The organism is Corynebacterium sp. LK2510, assembly GCF_040946405.1.
GTDB lineage: Bacteria > Actinomycetota > Actinomycetes > Mycobacteriales > Mycobacteriaceae > Corynebacterium.
The window spans coordinates 320781-341481 of the sequence record NZ_JAYWLR010000001.1 but is presented as its reverse complement, the minus strand read 5'-3'; the positions used below and the strand labels follow the sequence as shown (position 1 = coordinate 341481).

Genomic DNA, 20701 nt, shown 5'->3' with positions numbered 1-20701 from the left:
TAACTCTTACGCGCCCTGGTGGAAGGTGCGGGAGATAACGTCGCGCTGCTGCTCCTTGGTCAGCTTCACGAAGTTCACGGCGTAGCCGGAGACGCGAACGGTGAGGTTGGGGTAGTTCTCCGGGTGCTCCATGGCGTCCTCGAGGGTGGACTCGTCCAGCACGTTGATGTTGGCGTGGTACAGACCAGCCTCCTGCTCGTGCTGGGCACGGTTGGCACGCATGGCGTCGAGGCGCTCGTTGAAGGTCTTAGCAGACATTGTGATTCTCCTTCTTAGGTGAGGTTGGGTTACTTGTTGTTGGGGCAGGTCTCGTCCATGATGAAGCCGGCATCGAGAACGCCGACCAGGTTGGAAACCTGCTCATCCTTGTCGCGACCAAGGCCCGTCGGGGTGATGGTGTTGGTCAGCGAGATGCCGTCGAGGGCGTCGTTGTAGTCGAGCTTGCCCACGGACAGCATCGAGGCGACCATGCCGTGGCTGTCGGCACCGTTCTCCGGGTTTGCGCCCGGAGCGAACGGGGTGCCGGCCTTGTGGCCAGACGGGAAGGATCCCGTCGCCTTGCCGTACACGACGTTGGAGGTGATGGTCAGCACCGACTGGGTCGGGATCGCGTCGCGGTAGAGCGGGATCGCCTTGATCTTCTCCATCACGGTGTGGACGATCGTTGCGGCGATGTCGTCGGCGCGGTCGTCGTCGTTGCCGTAGAGCGGGAACTCGCCCTCGGTCTTGTAGTCGACGATCAGGCCGGTCTCGTCACGCACCGGGGTCACCTTGGCGTACTTGATGGCCGACAGGGAGTCCGCCACGATCGACAGACCTGCGATGCCGCAGCCCATGGTGCGGACGATGTCGGAATCGTGCAGCGCCATCTCGATGGACTCGTATGCGTACTTGTCGTGCGAGTAGTGGATGATGTTGAGCGCCTCGACGTAGGTGGAAACAACCCAGTCGAGCATGAGCTCGTACTTCTCCCAGACCTCGTCGAAGTCCAGCGGGCCGTCGCCCTCGATCGGGGTGTGGTCACCGTCGGTGATCTGCTTGCCGCTGACCTCGTCGCGGCCGCCGTTGATGGCGTAGAGCAGGGCCTTGGCAGAGTTGACGCGAGCTCCGAAGAACTGCATCTGCTTGCCGACCTTCATCGGGGAAACGCAGCACGCGATGGCGGCGTCGTCGCCCCACTTGTCGCGGATCTGCTTGTCGGACTCGTACTGCAGGGACGAGGTCTCGATGGAGATCGCGGCGCAGAAGTCCTTGTAGCCCTGGGGCAGCTCCGGGTCCCAGAAGATGGTGATGTTCGGCTCCGGGGCGGGGCCGAGGTTGCGCAGGGTCTGCAGCAGACGGAACGCGGTCTTGGTGACCTGGTGGCGGCCGTCCTCGGAGAAGCCGGCGTCAGACCAGGTTGCCCAGTACGGGTCACCAGAGAAGATCTGGTCGTAGTCCTCGGTACGCAGGAAGCGCACGATGCGCAGCTTGATCACGAGCGCGTCGATGATCTCCTGTGCCTCGGTCTCGTCCAGGACACCGTTTGCGAGGTCGCGCTCGAAGTAGATGTCGAAGAAGGGGGAGAGGCGACCGATGGACATGGCGGCGCCGTCCTGGCTCTTGACGGATGCGAGGTAGCCGAAGTACGTCCACTGGACGGCTTCTTTCGCGTTGGTTGCCGGGCCCGAGATGTCGAAGCCGTAGGAGGCAGCCATCGTCTTGAGCTTCTTCAGAGCCTTGATCTGCTCGGAGTGCTCCTCGCGGTAGCGTGCCCAGTGCTCGGAGAAGTCCTCGCCGAGGCGTGCGTCCTTGGAGCGGTTCTTCTCCTCGATCAGGGCGTCGACGCCGTAGAGGGCGACGCGGCGGTAGTCACCGATGATGCGGCCGCGGCCGTAGGCGTCGGGCAGACCGGTGATGATGTGGGAGGAACGCGCCGCGCGGATACGCGGGGTGTAGATGTCGAAGACCGCGTCGTTGTGGGTCTTGCGGTACTTCGTGAAGATCTTCTTGACGTCCTCGTTGATCTCCTTGCCAGCCTCGTGAATGGCCTGCTCGACCATCCTCCAGCCGCCGTTGGGCATCATGGCGCGCTTGGTCGGAACGTCGGTCTGAAGGCCGACAATCACGTTGTCGTCCTCAGAGATGTAGCCAGCCGGGAAAGCGTCAATGTCGGCGGGGGTGTCGGTGTCGACGTCGTAGACACGGCGCTCGCGTTCGACCGCGAGGTAGGTGGAATCGAGGTGGTTCCACAGGCGCAGCGTCTTCTCCGTGGCGCCGGCCAAGAAGGAGGCGTCGCCGTCGAAGGGGGTGTAGTTGCGCTGAACGAAGTCGCGCACGTCGATCGATTCCGTCCACGGGCCGGTGGCGAAACCTTCCCACGCGGTGCGTTGGGATTCAGAAACTTCAGTCACGTTCTGAGATGTCCTTTCCAGGTTGCTGAATTACGAAGCGGTTCACGCTCACACAAGCAACTAAATAGCGCAGACCGCTTCATGTCCAATAGTGTAAACCCCGCATTACACATAGTCTAAATCTCTTTGACGTGATATTCGCCCTACTCTTTGGGGCGTATTTGTGCTTATCGACGACCCCAAAAACACCGCACCCCCGGCACCATCGTGGGCACCGGGGGTGGGGAAGCGAATAACGGTTAGTTCTCGCCGTTGAAGTCGCGCGTCTCAGGCATGGACTTCGAATCCTCCGCAGAAAGCTCGGCAAGTTTGCCCAGCGCAGTGCGTGCGTGCATCTGCTGCAGGGTAGTTGCGAGGTTGTAGCGGTTCGGTGAGACAGCGTTGAAGATCCACGTGAGGCCGGACACGAGGCGGTTGCGCGATCCAGCAAGGAAGGAAACGTGAACGAGCAGCCACAAGAGCCACCCGATGAAGCCGGACAGCTCGACCTTGCCGATCTTCGCGACAGCGTTGAAACGGGCCACGATGGCCATGGAACCCTTGTCGAAGAAGTCGAAAGGATCGCGGTCTTCCGGCGCGACGTCGTGCTCGACCTGCTCCTTGATAATTGTGCCGACGTACTCACCGGACTGGATAGCCACCTGCGCGACACCGGGGAGACGGTCGCGGCTCATCATGTCGCCAACGATGAAGATGTTGGACTTGTCGCCCACGGTGAGGTCCGCATTGACCGGAACCTTGCCGTTGCGCTCGGCTTCGACACCGACCTGCTCAGCGATGGTCTTGCCCAGCGGGGAAGCCTGGACACCAGCGGACCAGATCTTGGTCGCGGAGAGGATTGTGGTTTCCTCTTCCGTCTTGGAGTCCTTGTACGTGACGGAGTCTGCGTCAACGTTGGTGACCATGGCGTTGAGGACCACGGTCACGCCGCGCTTTTCGAGTGCGCGCTGAGCCTTCTTGCCGAGGCGCTTGCCAAACGGGGGAAGGATCTGCGGCATGCCGTCGATAAGAATGATCTTTGCCTGGGAGGGCACGAAGTTCTTGTACTGGCCTTCGAAGGAGCGGTGGGCCAACTCGGCGATCTGACCGGCGAGTTCTACGCCAGTCGGGCCTGCACCCACGACGACGAAGGTGAGGAACTGCTCGCGCTCCTCTGCGGATTCTGCAAGCTCTGCACGCTCGAAGGCGGTGACGAGACGTGCACGCACCTCGTGTGCATGGTCCAGGGTCTTCAGGCCCGGCGCAAACTCGGCGAAGTGATCGTTGCCGAAATAGGACTGGCCCGCGCCCGCAGCGACGATGAGGGAGTCGTACTCAACCTCAACGGTGCGCTCACCCTCAGTGAAGGTCACAATCGAACCGTCGACGTTCACGTCGGTAACATCGCCGCGAACGACGCGGACGTTATTCTGCCCTTTGAGGATCTGGTGGACCGAAGTAGCGACCTCGCCGGAGGAGAGGAGGCCAGTGGCCACCTGGTAGAGCAGCGGCGGGAAAAGGTGGTGGTTCGTGCGGTTAATCAGCGTGATGTCCACATCCGCGTCGGCAAGCTGCTGTACGGCGTTAATACCGCCGAAACCAGCACCAATAACAACGACGTGGTGGCGGTTGCCCGCCGGACGTTCGGCTCTCTCAGCCATCAGAATCGTCTCCTTCGATCATCGTGCACCTGTAATCTAAAACACAGCAGTTATGCTGACGCGTCCATACTACGCGGAGTATCCCATCGGATATGGGGTGGCCCCGTCGTGGCGCGATGTTGAAGCCAGAGCAGGGGATTAAGGTGTGGTGCGTGCTGACTCATTCTCACCTCGACACTGTTGACGCCACCGCCTGGCCGGGGGTCGCGACACTTCCAACAGGCTCGTTTGTGGCGGCGCGGGCCCGCAGGGCGGAAAAGGTATTTGCGAAGGCCTGTGCGCAGGCGGGGATCGAACTCGATCCCGTTGCCGGCGCCGACATTGCGGTGGAACACGAGGAGCTCTTTACCCGTCTCGCCACAAGCGGCTGGGTGGGTCTTGCCGAAGGCTTCATGGCAGGCGAGTGGACTGTCAGTGACACGGATGCGTTGGTCGGTGTCGTCGAATCCCTGATCCGCTCCGGCTATCGCCCGAAGGCTGCGGTCGCGCCCGGCGGCAACGCGGGTGGGGATGTTCCACCTGAGCTGGTCCAGCATTTCGCCGAGGATTCGATGAGCGCGTTCATGGGGCATTTCGCCACCGGGGTTCCGACCACCGAGCGGACGATGGTGTCGTCGTATGTCCCGGGGGCCGGCAGGCGCAACGAACCGGCAGCGCATTACGTCGATGTGACGAATATCGGTGCGCCGCTCGGTGCGCAGCGTGGCGATCTCGCGCCTGCGCAGCGCCGCTCGGTGGAGATGCTTCTCGACGCCGCCCGGGTCTCAGCACGCACCCACGTCGTCGAGCACCCGGCCTCGGGTGGCCTCGTGGCGATCGAGGCGGCGCGCCGCCGTGCGACCGTTGATGTCCGCACTGCGGACTCTGCCGTCGCGCACGCACTTAGTGAGCGCCTCATCTTCGCGGGAATCCGCGACGCGGTGCACATTGAGGTCGGCGCAGACGCGACGCGTTCGGGGGGTGCGTACGACGCGGTGATCTCTGTGGAGAAGTTGGAGACCCTTTCAGACCGCGCCAAAGTCGGTTACCTGCGCGCGCTCGGGGCGCTCATACAGCCTGGCGGGCGGGTGGCTCTGCAGACGGTGACGCGCACGCCGGCCTACTCGGTAGCGGCGGATGCAGCCGCGGATTCATTGCGCGCCTACGTGTGGCCGGGGCTGAGCTTTGCGACGCCCACCGAGATCGCGAGGATCGTCGACAAGCGCACCAATCTCCGGATCATCGCAGAGACGCATGCACAGGAACACCTCGAGCCGTCGCTGCGCATCCAGCGCCGCTGGTTCGACGCGCACCTGCGCGAGGCGGCTGCCGACGGGTTTGATCCGGTGTACCGGCGTCTGTGGCAGTGGCAGTTCGCCGTGCGCGAGGCGCTGGCGCGCTTGGGCATGATCGACTTGGTTCAGCTGACGCTGGTGCCGCGGCACCGCAGGGGACTACGGTAACCAGCGTTACTTGACATAATGTACATTATCGGACAATAGGGTTTAATTACGTCATGTGACGTAATTACCGATATATGTGGGCCTAGTCTGTCTTTCTCAAATTGAGGCGAATATTGAGCTCTCCGTCCTCGGCAATCTTTGCGGCTACGAAATCCGGCGTCTCCACGCCGTAGTCCGTGCGATTGATCGGCACACCGCCGGCAACGAGCAGCCGGTCGCCGGAGCGCGCGACCGCAAAGGTGTGTGTGATGGAGTTGGTGACCCCGTGGATTGTGAGATCTCCGGTGAGCTCTACGGTCTCAATGGATCCATCGTCTGGGACGTGAGTCAGGTCCGCGGCCTCGGTGAGCGTAAAGGTCGCCTCCGGGTAGGTCTCGGTGTGCAGAATCTTAGACTGGACGTTGGCGTCGCGAACGTCGCTGTCTGTGGTCAGTGTTGTCAGATCGACGGAGATCTCTCCGGAGCGCAGCGTGCCAGCTTCGATCTGGACGTCACCGTCGACGTCGCGCGTCGAGCCGGATGTGACCTTTTCCTCCGCGGGCAAGATCTCGAAGAATGTGAAGCCAGCCGAGGACTGATTGGCGCCAGGCCCCGAGGTGACGGTCCACGTCCCATCGAGGTCCGTTGACGCAGGCTTGAGCCTCGCCTCGTCGATACCTTCCGTTTTGACGCCCCCTCCGCCAGCGACCATAGCGTAGATCAACGGGACGAACGCCAAGGCAGCGAGCGCTGCAATGAAGAGCACACCGACAACGATGATGGGTTTCTGCGAGCGCTTCTTGTTCTCGATGGGTTTCACCTTAACTTCTCCAACTTCCTCGCGATATCAATTAATTCGTCACATAAGTGACGAATTTCTTGGGTGTCAGCACCCTCGGCATGCGCCGTGGCGACGTCTTCTGCGGCGCACCGCAATTCAAACAGCCTATCGCGCATCTCAGCCGCTCGGACCGGGTGAATAATCACCGCCTCGGCAGGAATGTCGCTGCCAGAGACGTTATTGCGCTGCTCGTAGGCGCGTTGCTTGCATGACGGCCCGCAGTACTTGCGCTTCCTACCCCGGCCCGGCTGCTCGGGCAACTCTCGCCCGCACCACGCGCAGGTGGCGGTCTTGCTGGATGGCACACGGCTAGCTTAGCGCACGCTACCGAGGGCGGGAACAAAGTCGTAGCCGTGACCGTTATACTCGATGTATCTAGGCCCATTGAGTGGGCCTGAGACGTTAGAGAACAATCGAGCGAAGGGATGGAACCGCATGGCTGATCGTGTGTTGCGCGGTAGTCGAATGGGTGCTGTGAGCTACGAGACTGATCGCGATCACGATCTCGCTCCACGCCAAATGGCGAAGTACCGCACCCCGAGCGGTGAGGTTTTCGACGTCCCGTTCGCCGACGACGCTGAGATCCCCGAAGAGTGGATGTGCAAGAACGGCCAGGTGGGAACCCTCATGGAGGGCGAAGGCACCGAAGCGAAGCCGGTTAAGCCGCCGCGCACCCACTGGGACATGCTGCGCGAACGCCGCACCATCGAGGAGCTCGATGTGCTGCTCGAGGAGCGCCTCGACCAGCTGCGCAAGCGCCGACGCACGGCTGCGCGCTTGGCCAAGGAGCAACAGGAAGCGCAGAACAACGCATAAGAAAAACCCGGGTGATCACCCGGGTTTTTTCATGTCCTACTTCGCGTCCGTGTCGTCGTGGCGCTCGGTTCTAAACACCTCGCGGACGAACTCCACAGCGGTATCCGCGGCACGAGCGGCGCGACGCGGCAACTCGCCAACACCAGAGCGCTTGAGCTGGCGCGAGGCTTCCCTCGCCCCCTCCCCGACCAGGTTCGCAAGGCCCTCTGGGGCGGCGCTGGCGGCGCGACCGCGCTTCCAGATACTCGAGCGGTCAAGGGTGTGGTGCACCTGCCGGCTGGCCTCCTCGGTCAGGTTGTTGATGAGCGTCGTGCGCTTCTCCAGGCCCCACTTGCTCACCTCCACCAGCGACTCGCCAGCGAAGCTCGCATCAAGCTTCGACTCCCCCAGTGTCCGGTCTTCGAACGTGATGGGAACCTCTCGGACGTCGAACCCGGCGTCGATAGCTGTGCGGGCGATGTCCACCTGGAAAATGTATCCCTTGGTGGACAGGTCGTAAAGGTCAATGTCTTCGAGAACCTCACGGCGGAAGGCGCGGAACCCGGCCGTCATATCGCGCACGTCCCCGCCGAGGGCGAGACCGATGTAGCGGTTTCCCCACTTCGACAGCAGGTAGCGATTGCGCGGCCAGTTCTTCACTTCCCCGCCGTCGACGTAGCGGGAACCGATGACGAGGTCGGCGCCGTCGGCAATGGCGTCGAGAAGCCTATGGAGCTCCTCCGGGGCGTGGGACCCGTCGGCGTCCATCTGGCAAATCACCTCGTAGCCGTGCTCCAGGCCCCACTCGAAGCCCTCGCGGTATGCAGCGAGCAGCCCCTCCTTGGCGGTGCGGTGCGCGACGTGCACCTGCTCGTGCTCCTGGGCGAGCTCGTCTGCCTTCGCACCCGTGCCATCAGGTGAGTTGTCGTCGACGACCAGGACGTCGACGTCCGGGGTGGCCGTGAGCACGCGGTCGATGATGAGTGGGAGGTTCTCCACCTCGTTGTAGGTGGGGATGATCACCAGCGTGGTGTTCGCCACAGGTATTTCTCCTTATGAAGCGGGGTTTTTCGTCTCCCCAGCAGCATACTCGCTCCGCGCACTACGCAGTGACAGCAGCATCGCCACCAAACCGAGCGCAACCATGACCCACTCCAGTTGTGTGCCGAAGCGCACCGCCGGAGTGACCGTTTCGCGCAGCGGAAGCGTCTCGGTCAAAAGGGCGGGCTCAAAGATGCCGCTGCTCTGCAGGACTGTGCCGTCCGGGGAAATGATCCCAGATGCGCCGGAGGTCGCGGCCACGACCACGGCGCGGTCTGTCTCAATCGCGCGCATCCGGCTCATCGCCATCTGCTGGTAGGTCATGTCGGTGAAGCCAAATGTCGCGTTGTTCGTCGGCGTCGCGAGGATCTGTGCCCCGGCGCGAACAGCGGTGCGGTACGCCTGGTCTACCGCGACTTCGTAGCACGTTGCCACGCCCAGTTTCACCCCGGCGATGGTGACGACTCCGTCGCCGTCTCCCGGCTTAAAGTTGCCTGCGAGATCGACGTATTCGGAGAACATCCGGAAGAAGTCGCGCATCGGCATGTACTCGCCAAAAGGCTGCAGCCACTTCTTGTGGTGGTACTCCCCCGGGCCAGTCTCCGGGTCAAAGACGACCATAGTGTTGCGGGCGCCTACCTCGTCGCGGGTCAGTGTGCCGACAAGGATGGGGGCATCGATAGCTTGGACGGCTTCATCGACAAGCGCCGCGGCCTCGGCGTCCGCGAACGGGTTCACGTCGGACGAGTTCTCCGGCCACACGACGAAGTCGGGCCGGGCACCGGAGTCCGCAAGGCGGACTGTTTCGGCGGTGTGGTTGGCCAGCACCGCGCGGCGCTGGGCGTTGAAGTCCAGCCCGAGACGGGGAACGTTGCCCTGCACCGCGGAAACGGTCACTTCCCCACTGTCTGCCGCGGACGGAACCGCTCCCGCTGCGCCAGCGAAGGCCACCGGTGCTGCGGCTACAGCGAGGGCGAGGGGGCGTCGATAAGCAATGGCGGTGACGAGGCCCGCCGCGACCAACACCATCGCCAGGGTGATCAGCGCGGGACCTCCCAGCGGGGCGAGGTGGCGAAGCGGACCGTCGATCTGCCCCCACGCCAGGCGCACCCAGGGAAAACCCCCGAACGGCACGCTAGAGCGCAGCCATTCCCAGAACAGGTAGATAAAGGCGAACAGGACAGCCCCGAAGCGGTGCCTCCCTGCGAGGACGCCCAGCGCGCCGACCGGGATCGACGCGAGTGCCAGGAACAACGACAGCGCCACGTACGGCAGCGCGCCGACGAACTCACCGATCCACGGCAGGAGACACAGATATAGGGCCACCGCGTGGGTGAAGCCGAGGAGTGCTCCGAGTCTCGCCCCCGGGCGATGGCTTGTCCACGGCAAAAGGGCGGCGAAAAAGGCCCCGATCCCGGCGAACCCGAGGAGCCACTGACCGTGCGGCGCATACGAGAAGTAGACCAGCACGCCCGACGCTGCGGCGAGGGCGAGGCGGGCGAGGATGACCACCTAGCGCTCGCCCCCGTTCGGCCGGTCCTCGTCACGCGCACTGTCCTCGCGGTACCACTTCTCCAGCTCGTCTGCGTCGATGACGTCGGCAGAGCTTTCCGACGTCTGCGTAAAGCTGCCGTAGCTCGTCCTATGCTGCGCCATAGGCGAGGAGGTGTAGACCTTCATCCCGAACTGCTCCATCGACGCGGTTGTCTTCGCCGTGAGGCTGCGCCGGATCAGTGCCCGTGTCGGCGGGAAGACAAGCAGCAGGCCTGCTAGCGACGACACGAAGCCGGGAATGATGCACAGTGCCCACCCGACCATCAGGATCGCGCTGTCGCCCGCGAGACGGCCCAGCGAATCAAGTGAACCGGGACCGTACGCGGTGCGCGCGACGGAATTTCGCAGCGTCGCACTCGCAATGAAACCGCCTACAACAGAAAGGGCGAATACCGCAAGAATCGTCCACCCAATACCGATGAGCTGTGACACCCCGATGAAGGCGAGGACTTCCACGATGAAATAAGCAAAAAGAAGGAGCCTCATGCGGCCAGACTACCCGGCAACGGAATCCAAGAGCCATTTCACGTCGCGCGGCGCGTGGAGGAAATACGGGGCAATGTGGTTGGCTCCGGTCCTCCCCGGGATGCGGCGTAGGCGCCGCGCTTCCAGGTCGATCCCCCACTGCTGGGAGAGGTGGGCCAGACTGGCGAAGGGAATCACGTCGTCGTTGACTGCACCCCAGAAACGGGTCGGGATGTGCAGCGGCCGGCGGTTGCCGAGCGCCATGTCCCCAAGCCGCGCGCCGGTATGAGGCAGGTTTTCGAGGACGTCCGACATGGGAACACCCAGCGTTGTCCACTCTTCCGTGCGCGCCCACGGGCGGTTGACCACGGCACCAATGGCGCAGACACTCCCTGCCTCCACTACTGCCTGTGCACCGGCGGGGCTGAGAACCGAATACACCTCCTCGGCGAGTGCGGCGTCCCAGGCCACGAGCCCGGCGACGGCGTAGAGCGCCACAACCGCGAGCATGGAGCCGTCGACATGCGAGAGAACGTCGGTGAGGTTCGCCGGGGGTGCGCCCACCACAGCGGCGAGCGGCTGGAGCTCGGGGGCGTATTCGGGTTCCTCCAACCAAGCGCCGACAGCGCCGCCGCCCTGCGAATAACCCCACAAACCCAAAGCCTGGGTGCCGACGCCGAGGGCGCGGGCGGCCCGGGTGGCGTCGACAAGCGAGCGCGCCGCGGAGAAGTGGTCGCCGTAGAGCTGGACGTTGTCCTCTGGGTCGCGCGGGTAGTCGGTGAGCACGACGTCCGCCCCAGCTGCTGTGAATAGGCTGATCACCGGTTGTTCGTAGGCCGCGATCGCGTCCCAGGGGCGGCGGCGCACCGCGAATCCCACGGTGCAGGAATAGGACGGGTCGCAGCGCGGCGCCACCCCCTGGGTCGACGGTGCGAACGCGATTGTCGGGCGGGGGACATTCCCGCGCCATGGTCGGCGCGACCGGATGACGGCACCGGTGGCGGTGAGGCAGCGGCTGCGCGAATCTGATGTGGCGTAGTCGATGCGGTACGCGCTGACCGGGTTGAGCCGGGTGCGCAGGCCGACTGGGTGGACCTCGGTCGCGCGCAGCAACGTGCCGGGCGTGACCCCCGTCAGCCACGTCGCCGCGCCGAAGTCCGGGTCGGTGCGCGGAAACAGGCTGAGCGCGTCAACCGCGTACGGCAGGGTCGCGCGCATGAGCATAGAGAGCACTGATGCCTCCTAACGCGGCATGCGGCGCCAGATGAAGCGCGGCACACACCTCATTGCGGCGGCGAGCAGCCGCAGCTTCCCCGGCACCCACACTGTTGCGCTGCGGCCCCTCGCGGCGGCCGCCACCACGGCGTCTGCGACGACGTCCGGGGTGACGGACATGACGGCCGGTGTCATGCCCTCGGTCATGGAGCCGATGACGAAGCCCGGGCGGGCAGTGATGAGAACGAGCCCGCTTCCGTGCAGGCGGTCCGTGAGACCCTGGCAGAACGGTTCGAGGCCCGCCTTCGTGGAGCCGTAGACGTAGTTGGCCCGACGGGCGCGCCAGCCTGCGATCGATGAAAACGCGAAAATCTCCCCGCGGCGCATCTGGTCGGCGAGGACGGTCAAGGCGTTGACCTGGGCCAGGTAATCGATCGTCGCGATGCGGGCTGCTTCGGTTTCGTCGCGTTCGGCGAGCTGCTGGTTTCCGAGGATGCCGAAGGCGACGATCGCGGTGGTCACGTCGCCCGCCTCCTCGATAATCCGGCGGTGCGAGTCGAGGTCCGTCGCCTCGAAGGGCACCAGCTTCACGTCTGCGGCGCCCGCAGCGAGCAATCGCTTCTCGACGCCTCCCCCACGCCGCACGTCGCGCAGCGCGACAACCACGTCGCGGTTGCGGCACAGCCGAACCGCGACCTCCCCGCCGATGTCGCTGGTTCCGCCAAGCAGGAGGATCGTGCCGTCGCTCATGCAGGACAATGCTAGCGAAGTGTGCGGCTCACCCGGTTCAGGCGCACCGCGCCCTCCGCGTCAACGACCACGATGTCCTCGAGCCGCATGCCCCAGCGCCCGGGGATGTAGATGCCCGGCTCAATGGAAAACGCCATGCCCTCGCGCAGCTCGGTGGATTCACCCGGTGCGATGAAGGGACGTTCGTGCAGCGCGAGGCCAATGCCGTGACCGGTGCGGTGGGTGAAGAATTCGCCGTAGCCGGCCTCTCCGATCACCTCGCGTGCCGCCGCGTCGACCTCGCCAGCTGAGATCCCGGGGCGCACCGCTTCGAAGGCTGCCTGCTGGGCGCGGGCAAGGACCTCGTAGGCCGCCGTGACCTCTGGGTCGGGCTCGGCGCCGACGACATAGGTCCGGGTGCAGTCGGAGTGGTATCCAGTGTCCAGAGACCCACCAAGGTCGACTACGACGGGGTCGCCCTTGGCGAGGACGCGCTGGGAGTGGCTGTGGTGCGGATTGGCTCCGTTCGGCCCGGATCCGACAATGATGAAGTCGACGCTCTCGTGGTCCGCGCGAATGAGTTCGGCGATGTCGTGGGCTACCTCGTTCTCGGTCCGGCCGACCCGCAGGAGTTCCGGGACTCGCTGGTGGACTCGGTCGATCGCCTCCGCGGCGCGGCGCAGCTGCGCGATCTCGTCAGGTTCCTTGGCCATGAGCACGTCTGCCAGAAGATCGGCCGCGAGAACGCTTGTCGGAACCAGGCGCTGGAGTCGGAGCACGTGGTCGGCAGTCAGAGAGGTTCCGAGCCCGACGGGGCCGTCGCCGAGGGCGTGCACCACCAGCTCGTATGGATCGTCTCCATCGCGCCAGCCGACGATCTCCACCCCGTCGACGCGGAAGCTGTCGACGTCCGTCAGTGGCGCGACCAACCGCGGAGCTCCATCGGGCCCGATGACGAGCGCTGTCAGCCGCTCGTGGGACTGCGCCCACGAGCCCGTAAAGAACGCGAGTTCGGGACCGGTGCCGATCACCACGCCTCCGCTGCCCTTCTCTGCGACGGCGCGGCGCGCTCGGCGAATTCGCTCTACGTACACGGATTGGTTCACGCCTAGCTCCCGATGGCGACGACGCCGCGCCGGATGGCGTCGATCGCCTTGTTCGCAGTGCGCCGGATCTCGTCGGTGTAGCCGGTCTTGGCAACTTGCTCGAGCAGGTCGATGACCTGGCGGCACCAGCGCACGAAGTCGCCGGGGGTCAGCTCTGCGCCCGACTCTGCTGCGGCGGCGAGACTGTATCCGAGTGGAGCCCCTGCCGTCCATTGGTGAAGGGAGAGGGCAAAGCCGGGGTCTGGCATCCTGGTCACCGGCAACCGGTGGCGCTGTTCGTCGGAGACGAGCTCTCCATAGATGCGCATCGTCGCGTCCATGGCTTCCGCCATGCGCTCCGTGGCCGCCTCCGGAGATCCTCCAGTGGCCTTGCGGTTCTCGAAGACGCACATCGAGGCGACTCCGGCGAGCTCAGCTGGGTCGAGCTCGTTCCAGATACCGCGTTTCAGGCACTGCGCGACGAGTAGGTCGGAGACACTGTGGATGGACGCGAGGCGCTCGCCCTCGTCGGTGACCTGTGGCTCGCCTTCAACAATCTCGACGTAATCCATCTCGGTCAGCAAACCGATGATGTGCTCGAACGTGGTGCCCAGCGAAGCAGTCGACGAGTCCACCCTGCGGGACTTCGCGGCGAGCTTGCGCTCCTCGCGCACCAGCTCCTCTCCCACCCGTGCGAGCATCTCGCGGTCCGTAGCAGGCCATGCGTGCACTGGGTGGTTGCGCAGTGCTTCACGCAAGGCAGTGACCTTCTTCGACGGGCGGGTGCGAGCCTGCTCCTTGAGCCGCTTCGGGGCGTGGAAGGAACCGCGGGCAAGCATGCTCACCACCTTGCGGGTGTGGCGGCGCGGCTGGTCCTGCATGTGGCGGGGAATCTTGATCTGTCCCACCACGACCGGAGGGTTGCGGAAGGACGCTGCGTCGATGCGCCCTGACCACCCGCGTTCAGTGGTCACCCACGGGCGCGGGTCGTTGCGCTTACCAGCAACTTGGACGACGGCCGCCAGTTCGGGGCGCTTCTTGCCGGGCAGGGCGATGACCTCCCCCACCTCGAGGCGCCCGAGAATCGCAGCTGTCTCAGTGGCGCGGTCTTCGATGGCGTTGCGGCGCATCTCCTTTTCCGCCTCAGTAAGGTCGCGGCGCAGCCACAGGTAGTCGACGAGGTCCGCCGCGGGGTCGTCGGAAGGCGGCGCGAAAGACGCAATGTCGCGCTCGAGCTGGGCACGCAGCTTGTCCGCCTTCGCCTGGTGCCGTTCGATTTCGCGGACCTCACCGACGACGGAGCGGTCCGTCTGGAACTGCGCGAACGACTGCTCGATGAGCCGGATGGAGTCGTCGAAGCCGTTCATTTTCAGCATGTTGATGGCCATGTTGTAGCCCGGCTGGAACAAAGAGATGAGCGGGTAGGTGCGTGTCGACGCAAGGCCTGCGACCTCGCGCGGATCCATCGCCGGAGCCCACTGGACCACGGCATTGCCGATGGTGTCGATGCCGCGGCGCCCCGCGCGACCCGTGAGCTGGGTGTACTGGCCCGGGGTCAGGTCGACGTGGGCCTCACCGTTGAACTTGACCAGCTTCTCGAGCACGACGGTGCGCGCAGGCATGTTGATGCCGAGCGCGAGGGTCTCCGTGGCGAAGACAACCCGAACGAGTCCGCGAACGAACAGCTCCTCCACAATGTGTTTAAACGCGGGCAACAGCCCGGCGTGGTGAGCGGCGAATCCGCGAGACCACGCGGTGCGCAGCTGGCGGTAGTTGAGGATGTCGAGATCTTCCTCCGGAATATCCTTTACGCCGGCATCCGCGATCTCCGCAATGAGCTGCTGCTCCTCGGGTGTGGTCAGCTCCTTGCGCGAGCGCAGGCATTGGAACAGTGCGCCGTCGCAGCCTGCGCGGGAGAAAATGAAGACGATGGCCGGAAGCATGTCCCGTGCCTGGAGCGCGGAGACGACTTCGGGCCTGCCCACAGGTCGGATCTTGTCCGGGCGATCGCGTCCGCTGCGGCGGCCCTCTGCGCGAGAGCGGAAACCGCGGCCCTCCTCAAAGTCGCGGCGGCCCTCCTCGGCCCGGCCGGACTCGATGCGCTCGATGGCGTGCTCGAGGTCGCGGTTGACGCGGCCGCCGGTACCAGGTTCGAACAGCGGGAAGACCTTCCGGCCGACCATGACGAACTGGCTGAGCGGGATCGGGCGTTCTTCGGAAACGATCACGGCTGTGTCGCCGCGCACAGTGTCTAGCCACTCGCCGAACTCCTCCGAGTTCGACACCGTTGCCGACAAGCCGATGAGCGACACCGAGTCGTCCAGGTTGAGGATGATTTCCTCCCACACCGCTCCGCGGTCGCGGTCGGCGAGATAGTGGATCTCGTCCATCACCACGTGTGAGAGGCGCTCGAGCTGTGGGGAGTCCGCGTAAATCATGTTGCGCAACACTTCGGTGGTCATCACGACCACGTCGGCGGTGGCGTTGATGCTGACGTCGCCTGTCAGCAGGCCGACGGCTTCCGACCCGTGCTCGTCGACCAGGTCGTGGTACTTCTGGTTGCTCAGCGCCTTGATTGGCGTGGTGTAGAAGCACTTGGTGCCGCGGCGCAGCGCAACGTAGACGGCGAACTCGCCGACGATGGTCTTTCCCGACCCCGTTGGTGCGCAGACGAGGACTCCTCTGTCTGCCTCAACGGCTCTACAGGCGTCCACCTGGAACGGGTCGAGCGGGAAAGGGCGGGTCGTGCGGAAGTCCTCCAGGAGCTGCTCAGGTAAAGCCATGCCCCCTAGAGTACGTCGTTGAAGTAGTCATCGGCCCGCCGCGTGTCGCGCACCGGCCGCTCAACCAGAGTGCTCGCCGGCGGGTTGACGGGAGCGGGTGCGGCTATGGAGCCGGAGGACGACACTGGCCCGGAGGCTTCGTCGTCGTCAAGCTCCAGCCACTCCGGGCGGTTTTGCGCACGGCGCTTGTCGCGAATGCGGCAGAACTGGAACGCGAGCTCGACCAGAAGAGTCATCGCCAACGCCAGCGCGACCATCGAGAAAGGATCCTGGCCGGGTGTCATGAACGCCGCGAAGGCGAATAACGCGACGATGATGATGCGCCTTTTGTTGCGCACGTGCTCGTAGCGCAGGATGCCCGCGAGGTTGAGCATGACGATCACGAGTGGCAGCTCGAAACTAACACCGAAAATGACGATCAGTGCCAGCAGGAACCCGTAGTACTCCTGCCCGGTCAAGGCAGCAACCTGGAACTCTGATCCGCCTCCCATAAGGAAGTACAGACCCTTGTCCAGGACGAAGTAAGCCAGGACCGAACCGGCGACGAACAGCATCACCGCGAGAGAGACGAACACGAAGGTGTAGCGCTTCTCGTTGCGGTGCAGTCCCGGGGTGATAAAGCGCCAGATCTGCGTGAGCCACACAGGCGAGGACACAACCACCCCGGCGAGGGCACCCACCTTCAACCGGAGCATGAACATCTCGAACGGCTTGGTGGCCAGAAGGCGGCATTCCCCGTCACGGGTGAAGTCGGCGCGCAGGTGGTCTGGGAGGTTGCAGTACGGCTGGCGGATGATCTCACCCAGTGGCGCGGTGCCAAACGGCGCCTGCTGGTACCAGATGAACCCGATGACGGTTCCAACCGCGATGGCCGCCATCGAGATAATCAGGCGGCGCCGTAGCTCTTTGAGATGGTCGACAAGCGACATCTCCCCGGTCGGGTTCTTCTTCACCTTCCGCGGAAGCTTTCGTGCCACGGCTTACTGGCGCGGCCGCGGCTGATTCTCGGGGCGGTCCCAGAAGCCGTCTTGCGGCGTGGCGGCGCTTTGCGTCTCGGGAGCCGGCGTCACGGTGCCGCGGGGCAGCTCCGCGCGAGGGTCGTTCGCAGGCTTGTCATCGTTTTGCATCTCCTTAACCTCGGATTTGAAGATGCGCGCGGAGCGGCCCATGGACCGAGCTAAGTCCGGCAGCTTGTTTGCACCGAAGAGCAGAAGGACGATGACGAGGATGATGAGGATTTCCGTCCAACCCAGATTAGGCATGGCGTTCCTTTCGCGTTGTCGGCGGTATCGACCTATCTTAACCCCTCGACTGCTGCCGCTGCCCTCCGACCGACTTCGCGCGCTAGCTCGGCTGGTTCCACAAGGCGTACCCGGTCTGCCTGGCTGAGGCAGAAGCGTATGAGCCATTCGGGGCTGCCGTACGCCATTCGGGCGTCGTGCCAGCCGTCCGCACCTGCCACGTCGTCGAGCTCGATCTCCCAGTAGTCGGCCAACCACGTCGCGGTATCGCGGATCAACAACGTCGCTTTGGTCGCGTCTGCGAAGCCGAAGGGGTCTGCGGCGTCGATGTTCCGCGACAACGTCTCCGGGGACACGTGCGTGCCCGCATAACTGCGCGAGGCGGCGCGGATTCTGTCGAGGCGAAACGATTTCTCCTGCTGGCCTTCTACAGCCCGCAGGTAGGTCTCTCCCCCGGTGTGGAACAGGGAAACCGGGGCGACGGTACGGGTGCTGGTGGTGTCCGATGACGCGGAGTAGTACTCCACTTCGAGCATCAAGTGTTTTGCTAACGCCTCCGCGATGACCGCTGCGACGGATGCGTTGTCTCCTGCGGGGTGGTCCGCATCCTCGACTCCCCTGCCGTGGGCGACGCGGCGCAGCTTCGCCGCTGCGGATGTGACGGCGTCGTGGTTGATGAGCCCGGGCATGGTCTCGAGGGACTCGAGGGTGAGTAACAGGGCGTTTGCCTCTGTGGGGGTGAGCCTCAGCGGTTTGTTCAACCCTTGGTCATCGATGACGGTGATCCCGGTCCACGACGCGACCAGGTCGATGAGCTCCCCTGGTCCGTTGCCGACGCCCGACATGCTGAGCCGGGTCAGGTCGGCCATGACGTCGTCGTGGCTGTAGCCCAGGTCGCGCGCGATCTCCATGGGGGTCGCACCGGGGTGTTGGCGCAGATACGGGATCAGGTTCAGCGAGCGGACCAGGCCTTCGAGCTTGACGGGACTATCTTTCACCGAGTGCCTCCAAAAGCTTGACGACGTCCACCCGCACCTCTTCAGGCTCAATGCGGCGCACATGTGGCGCGAGGCTCGCCAGGGTGCGCACCAGCCAGTCGCGTTCCACCCCGGCAAGGACGATCTCATTGCCCTCGCGCGCCCCGCGTGCCGCAAGCTCCGCGCCGCCGACGCCGCTGTCGAGGGTGATGCGGGCATCGGTGACCGGCCCGCGCAGGATGTCCTCGACGATGTCCTGCAGGGCCCTGTCTGGCTCAACGTAGCGTCCTGCCGTCCGGCGAACGTTGTTGACGCGCATGGCGCGAAACGCTCTCTCCCCGTCACGCTCGGTGTCGTAGCCGACCACGTAGGCGCGGTTGTTCAGCGCCACGATTCCCCACGGAGCCATTGTCCGGCGCTGAGGTGCCGCCGTGGGCGCTGGCTGGTAATCAAACGACATGCACGACTTGGCTCGGACGCAGGCGGTGACGTCTTTGACCGTCTCGGCGTCGAGGCGCAAAACGTCGTTGTCCACGCTATCGAGCGTCGGCCCGTCGAAGGTCCTCGTCGCACCAGAGGCCGCGAGCTTGGCCCATCCAGAACGGGCGAACGCCCCGAGGCTGCCTGTCCGACCCAGGTCGCCGGCGAGGCCGAGCACGGTTGCTTCCTCATCAGTGAACTCGATTGGCGGGAGCTCGTAGGCGTCCTTGTTCACCCAGACGAGTCCGTTCTCCATGCGCGCGGGCACGCCGGCGCGGCGGATGGTCTGGATGTCGCGATTGAGTTGGCGCTGGAACGCCTCGGTGGCGCGCGGGGCGTAGCCGGAGACGTGCGCGTACACCCACTCGTAGTCGCGCGGGCGTTCGGACCCCAGCAGCGCGAATGTGAGGTTTGTCAGACGCTCAATCGCGTTGCCGTCCGCCACGCCTACTCCTCTTCTTCGTACGCGAGGACGTCGTTGATGAGGTCCGTGACGCGTTCGTCCTGGGTCACAAATGGGTCGAGCAGCTCGATGGTGCGCGGTTCGGGGAGGTTGGATTTGAGCTGGACCCAGTCCACGTTGTGCGGCATTCCCACTTTCCGTACGGCGGCGAGGAACTCGGCGCGCAACCGGGCACGGGTGGTTTGGGGAGCGTTGTCGCGGGCATGCGCGATGTCCTCATCCGTCGTCCACCGCGCCGCCATGGACTTGCGCTGTAGGTGGAAGAACAGTCCGCGTTCGCGGTGGATGTCGTGGTAAGCCAAATCGATGTGGGCTAGCTTCGGATGGTCCCACCCGCAGCCGAGCTTGTCCTTGAACTGTGTGAGCAGCTTGCGCTTGATCACCCAATCGATCTCGGTGTCGACCCCGGTGAAGTCCTGGGTCTCGATCGCGTCGAGGACGCGGCCCCACAGGTCGACGATGCGGTGCATCTCGGCGTTCGGTGTGCCCTCGTCGGGTCGCTGCCCGAGCCAGAGGAGCGCGGCTTCGTGAAGCCGACGCTGGACGTCGAGGGCTGTGATGGAGCCCCCGTTGCGCAAGGCGAGGACGGTGGAACCGGTCGGATCGCCGGCGATCTCGCGGATGTGCGCGATCGGGTCCTCCAGCTCGAGGTCGGGAAGGTCGATGCCCGCCTCGAGCATCTCGATGACCAGCAGCATCGAGCCGATCTTCAGCGCGAAGGTGGGCTCGGACATGTTGGAGTCGCCGACGATGACGTGCATGCGGCGGAAGCGGTGCGAGTCGCCGTGCGGTTCGTCGCGGGTGTTGATGATGGGCCGGGTACGCGTCGTTGCGGACGACACGCCCTCCCACACCTGGTCGGCACGTTGGGAGATCCAGAACTGCCCGTCCTTGACCACACCTGCGCCACAGATGAGCTGGCGAGTGATGAGAAAGGCCAGCAGCTGACGCGAGAAGTTCTTCAGCACGAGCTCGCGGCTGATCAGATAGTTCTCGTGCGCCCCGTAGGAATTGCCGAGGGAGTCAACGTTGTTCTTGAACAGGTAAACGTCCGCTTTGATGCCTTCGGCCGCCAGGGTGTCCTGCGCGGTGCGCGCGAGCTCATCGAAGGCGACCTCGCCAGCCTTGTCGTAGTTGAGCAGCTGGGTGACCGAGTCGCACTCGGCCGTCGCGTATTCGGGGTGCGCGCCGACGTCGAGGTAGAGCCGTGACGCATTTTCGGTGAAGATGTTGGAGCTGCGGTGTTGCATGAAGACGGGCCGAAACAGGTAGCGCGCGACCTCTTGCGGGGTGAGCGCCGCCTTTCCGTCGCGAACAGCCGTGACTCCGAACTCGGTTTCGACGCCCATGATGCGCCGCGCGAACACTCCAGACATCGGCTTCTACTCGCCGCCCTTTTGCACGTACGAGCTCACGAACTGTTCGGTGTTGGAGTCGAGGAGCGCGTCGATTTCGTCGAGGAGACTGTCAGTGCCGGTCGTGTTGAGCTGGACCTGGCCGGCGGCTTGCTCGTCGTCGTTGGGGGTGTCGCCACCCGGTGCTGCGTGGATCTGTTGCTGGTTTGCCATGATGTCAATC

General features: G+C 64.5%; 20 protein-coding genes. 2 read left to right on the top strand and 18 right to left on the bottom strand.

Annotated features, from left to right (window positions below):
• Nucleotides 1–6: 6 nt before the first annotated feature.
• The 3 genes from grcA2 to VVR41_RS01630 form a co-directional block, all read right to left on the bottom strand.
• Nucleotides 7–306: an autonomous glycyl radical cofactor GrcA2 gene (gene grcA2 / locus VVR41_RS01640; protein ID WP_368523348.1), complete on the bottom strand. Its 300-nt coding sequence runs from the start codon at nt 304–306 to the stop codon at nt 7–9.
• On the bottom strand, nt 288–2393 hold the full coding sequence (locus tag VVR41_RS01635; protein WP_368523317.1) for a pyruvate formate lyase family protein: 2106 nt from the start codon (nt 2391–2393) through the stop codon (nt 288–290). Before VVR41_RS01635 ends, grcA2 begins: the two co-directional genes overlap by 19 nt.
• Nucleotides 2394–2632: 239 nt before the next feature.
• Complete coding sequence (locus tag VVR41_RS01630) at nt 2633–4033, bottom strand: NAD(P)/FAD-dependent oxidoreductase (RefSeq protein ID WP_368523316.1); 1401 nt, start codon at nt 4031–4033, stop codon at nt 2633–2635.
• Between the two features lie 152 nt (nt 4034–4185).
• Between VVR41_RS01630 and VVR41_RS01625 the strand changes: the two genes are divergently transcribed.
• Entirely contained in the window at nt 4186–5475 is a 1290-nt protein-coding gene (locus VVR41_RS01625) for a class I SAM-dependent methyltransferase (RefSeq protein ID WP_321100920.1), read from the top strand.
• Between the two features lie 82 nt (nt 5476–5557).
• Here VVR41_RS01625 and VVR41_RS01620 read toward each other — a convergent pair whose 3' ends face one another.
• Together VVR41_RS01620 and VVR41_RS01615 are read right to left on the bottom strand one after the other, a co-directional pair.
• Nucleotides 5558–6274: a YceI family protein gene (locus VVR41_RS01620; protein WP_368523315.1), complete on the bottom strand. Its 717-nt coding sequence runs from the start codon at nt 6272–6274 to the stop codon at nt 5558–5560.
• A complete protein-coding gene (locus VVR41_RS01615) occupies nt 6271–6600 on the bottom strand; it encodes a hypothetical protein (protein WP_321100924.1) in 330 nt (109 codons plus the stop codon). The genes VVR41_RS01620 and VVR41_RS01615 overlap by 4 nt, the downstream gene beginning before the upstream one ends.
• Nucleotides 6601–6730: 130 nt before the next feature.
• Here VVR41_RS01615 and VVR41_RS01610 point away from each other — a divergent pair, with 130 nt between their 5' ends.
• Nucleotides 6731–7111, top strand: a complete 381-nt coding sequence (locus VVR41_RS01610; RefSeq protein WP_321100926.1) for an RNA polymerase-binding protein RbpA — start codon at nt 6731–6733, stop codon at nt 7109–7111.
• A gap of 36 nt (nt 7112–7147) precedes the next feature.
• Here VVR41_RS01610 and VVR41_RS01605 read toward each other — a convergent pair whose 3' ends face one another.
• Genes VVR41_RS01605 through VVR41_RS01545 form a run of 13 tightly spaced genes read right to left on the bottom strand, consistent with a single transcriptional unit; the run spans nt 7148 to nt 20691 of the window.
• Nucleotides 7148–8131 carry a polyprenol monophosphomannose synthase gene (locus tag VVR41_RS01605; protein WP_368523314.1) on the bottom strand — a complete coding sequence of 328 codons (984 nt, stop codon included), beginning with the start codon at nt 8129–8131 and terminating at the stop codon, nt 7148–7150.
• Nucleotides 8132–8143: 12 nt separating this feature from the next.
• A complete protein-coding gene (lnt, locus tag VVR41_RS01600; RefSeq protein ID WP_368523313.1) occupies nt 8144–9643 on the bottom strand; it encodes an apolipoprotein N-acyltransferase in 1500 nt (499 codons plus the stop codon).
• Complete coding sequence (locus VVR41_RS01595) at nt 9644–10171, bottom strand: FxsA family protein (RefSeq protein WP_368523312.1); 528 nt, start codon at nt 10169–10171, stop codon at nt 9644–9646.
• A 9-nt stretch (nt 10172–10180) separates the two neighbouring features.
• On the bottom strand, nt 10181–11374 hold the full coding sequence (locus VVR41_RS01590) for a lipase family protein (RefSeq protein WP_368523347.1): 1194 nt from the start codon (nt 11372–11374) through the stop codon (nt 10181–10183).
• Nucleotides 11375–11392: 18 nt separating this feature from the next.
• Nucleotides 11393–12115, bottom strand: a complete 723-nt coding sequence (locus tag VVR41_RS01585) for an SDR family NAD(P)-dependent oxidoreductase (RefSeq protein ID WP_368523311.1) — start codon at nt 12113–12115, stop codon at nt 11393–11395.
• A gap of 11 nt (nt 12116–12126) precedes the next feature.
• A complete protein-coding gene (locus VVR41_RS01580; RefSeq protein WP_368523310.1) occupies nt 12127–13200 on the bottom strand; it encodes a M24 family metallopeptidase in 1074 nt (357 codons plus the stop codon).
• Between the two features lie 2 nt (nt 13201–13202).
• Complete coding sequence (locus VVR41_RS01575; RefSeq protein WP_368523309.1) at nt 13203–15962, bottom strand: DEAD/DEAH box helicase; 2760 nt, start codon at nt 15960–15962, stop codon at nt 13203–13205.
• 5 nt (nt 15963–15967) lie between these two features.
• Nucleotides 15968–16891: a twin-arginine translocase subunit TatC gene (gene tatC / locus VVR41_RS01570; protein WP_368523346.1), complete on the bottom strand. Its 924-nt coding sequence runs from the start codon at nt 16889–16891 to the stop codon at nt 15968–15970.
• Nucleotides 16892–16942: 51 nt separating this feature from the next.
• The gene (tatA, locus tag VVR41_RS01565; protein ID WP_321102345.1) at nt 16943–17224 is read right to left on the bottom strand and encodes a Sec-independent protein translocase subunit TatA; all 282 of its coding nucleotides are present in this window, start codon (nt 17222–17224) and stop codon (nt 16943–16945) included.
• Nucleotides 17225–17256: 32 nt separating this feature from the next.
• Nucleotides 17257–18201 (bottom strand): helix-turn-helix transcriptional regulator, encoded by a 945-nt coding sequence (locus VVR41_RS01560; protein WP_368523308.1) that lies wholly within the window; start codon nt 18199–18201, stop codon nt 17257–17259.
• Complete coding sequence (locus VVR41_RS01555; RefSeq protein WP_368523307.1) at nt 18191–19105, bottom strand: helix-turn-helix transcriptional regulator; 915 nt, start codon at nt 19103–19105, stop codon at nt 18191–18193. The genes VVR41_RS01560 and VVR41_RS01555 overlap by 11 nt, the downstream gene beginning before the upstream one ends.
• Nucleotides 19106–19107: 2 nt before the next feature.
• A complete protein-coding gene (gene pafA / locus VVR41_RS01550) occupies nt 19108–20499 on the bottom strand; it encodes a Pup--protein ligase (protein WP_368523306.1) in 1392 nt (463 codons plus the stop codon).
• Nucleotides 20500–20505: 6 nt separating this feature from the next.
• The gene (locus VVR41_RS01545) at nt 20506–20691 is read right to left on the bottom strand and encodes a ubiquitin-like protein Pup (RefSeq protein ID WP_321102784.1); all 186 of its coding nucleotides are present in this window, start codon (nt 20689–20691) and stop codon (nt 20506–20508) included.
• Nucleotides 20692–20701 lie beyond the last annotated feature (10 nt).

What these genes read in the sequence shown, in the direction of transcription:
- VVR41_RS01595 (WP_368523312.1), bottom strand. Translation starts at nt 10,171, where the DNA reads ATGAGGCTCCTTCTTTTTGCTTATTTCATCGTGGAAGTCCTCGCCTTC.
- pafA (WP_368523306.1), bottom strand. Translation starts at nt 20,499, where the DNA reads ATGTCTGGAGTGTTCGCGCGGCGCATCATGGGCGTCGAAACCGAGTTC.
- tatC (WP_368523346.1), bottom strand. Translation starts at nt 16,891, where the DNA reads ATGTCGCTTGTCGACCATCTCAAAGAGCTACGGCGCCGCCTGATTATC.
- VVR41_RS01545 (WP_321102784.1), bottom strand. Translation starts at nt 20,691, where the DNA reads ATGGCAAACCAGCAACAGATCCACGCAGCACCGGGTGGCGACACCCCC.
- VVR41_RS01590 (WP_368523347.1), bottom strand. Translation starts at nt 11,374, where the DNA reads ATGCTCATGCGCGCGACCCTGCCGTACGCGGTTGACGCGCTCAGCCTG.
- VVR41_RS01575 (WP_368523309.1), bottom strand. Translation starts at nt 15,962, where the DNA reads ATGGCTTTACCTGAGCAGCTCCTGGAGGACTTCCGCACGACCCGCCCT.
- VVR41_RS01630 (WP_368523316.1), bottom strand. Translation starts at nt 4,033, where the DNA reads ATGGCTGAGAGAGCCGAACGTCCGGCGGGCAACCGCCACCACGTCGTT.
- VVR41_RS01610 (WP_321100926.1), top strand. Translation starts at nt 6,731, where the DNA reads ATGGCTGATCGTGTGTTGCGCGGTAGTCGAATGGGTGCTGTGAGCTAC.
- VVR41_RS01585 (WP_368523311.1), bottom strand. Translation starts at nt 12,115, where the DNA reads ATGAGCGACGGCACGATCCTCCTGCTTGGCGGAACCAGCGACATCGGC.
- tatA (WP_321102345.1), bottom strand. Translation starts at nt 17,224, where the DNA reads ATGCCTAATCTGGGTTGGACGGAAATCCTCATCATCCTCGTCATCGTC.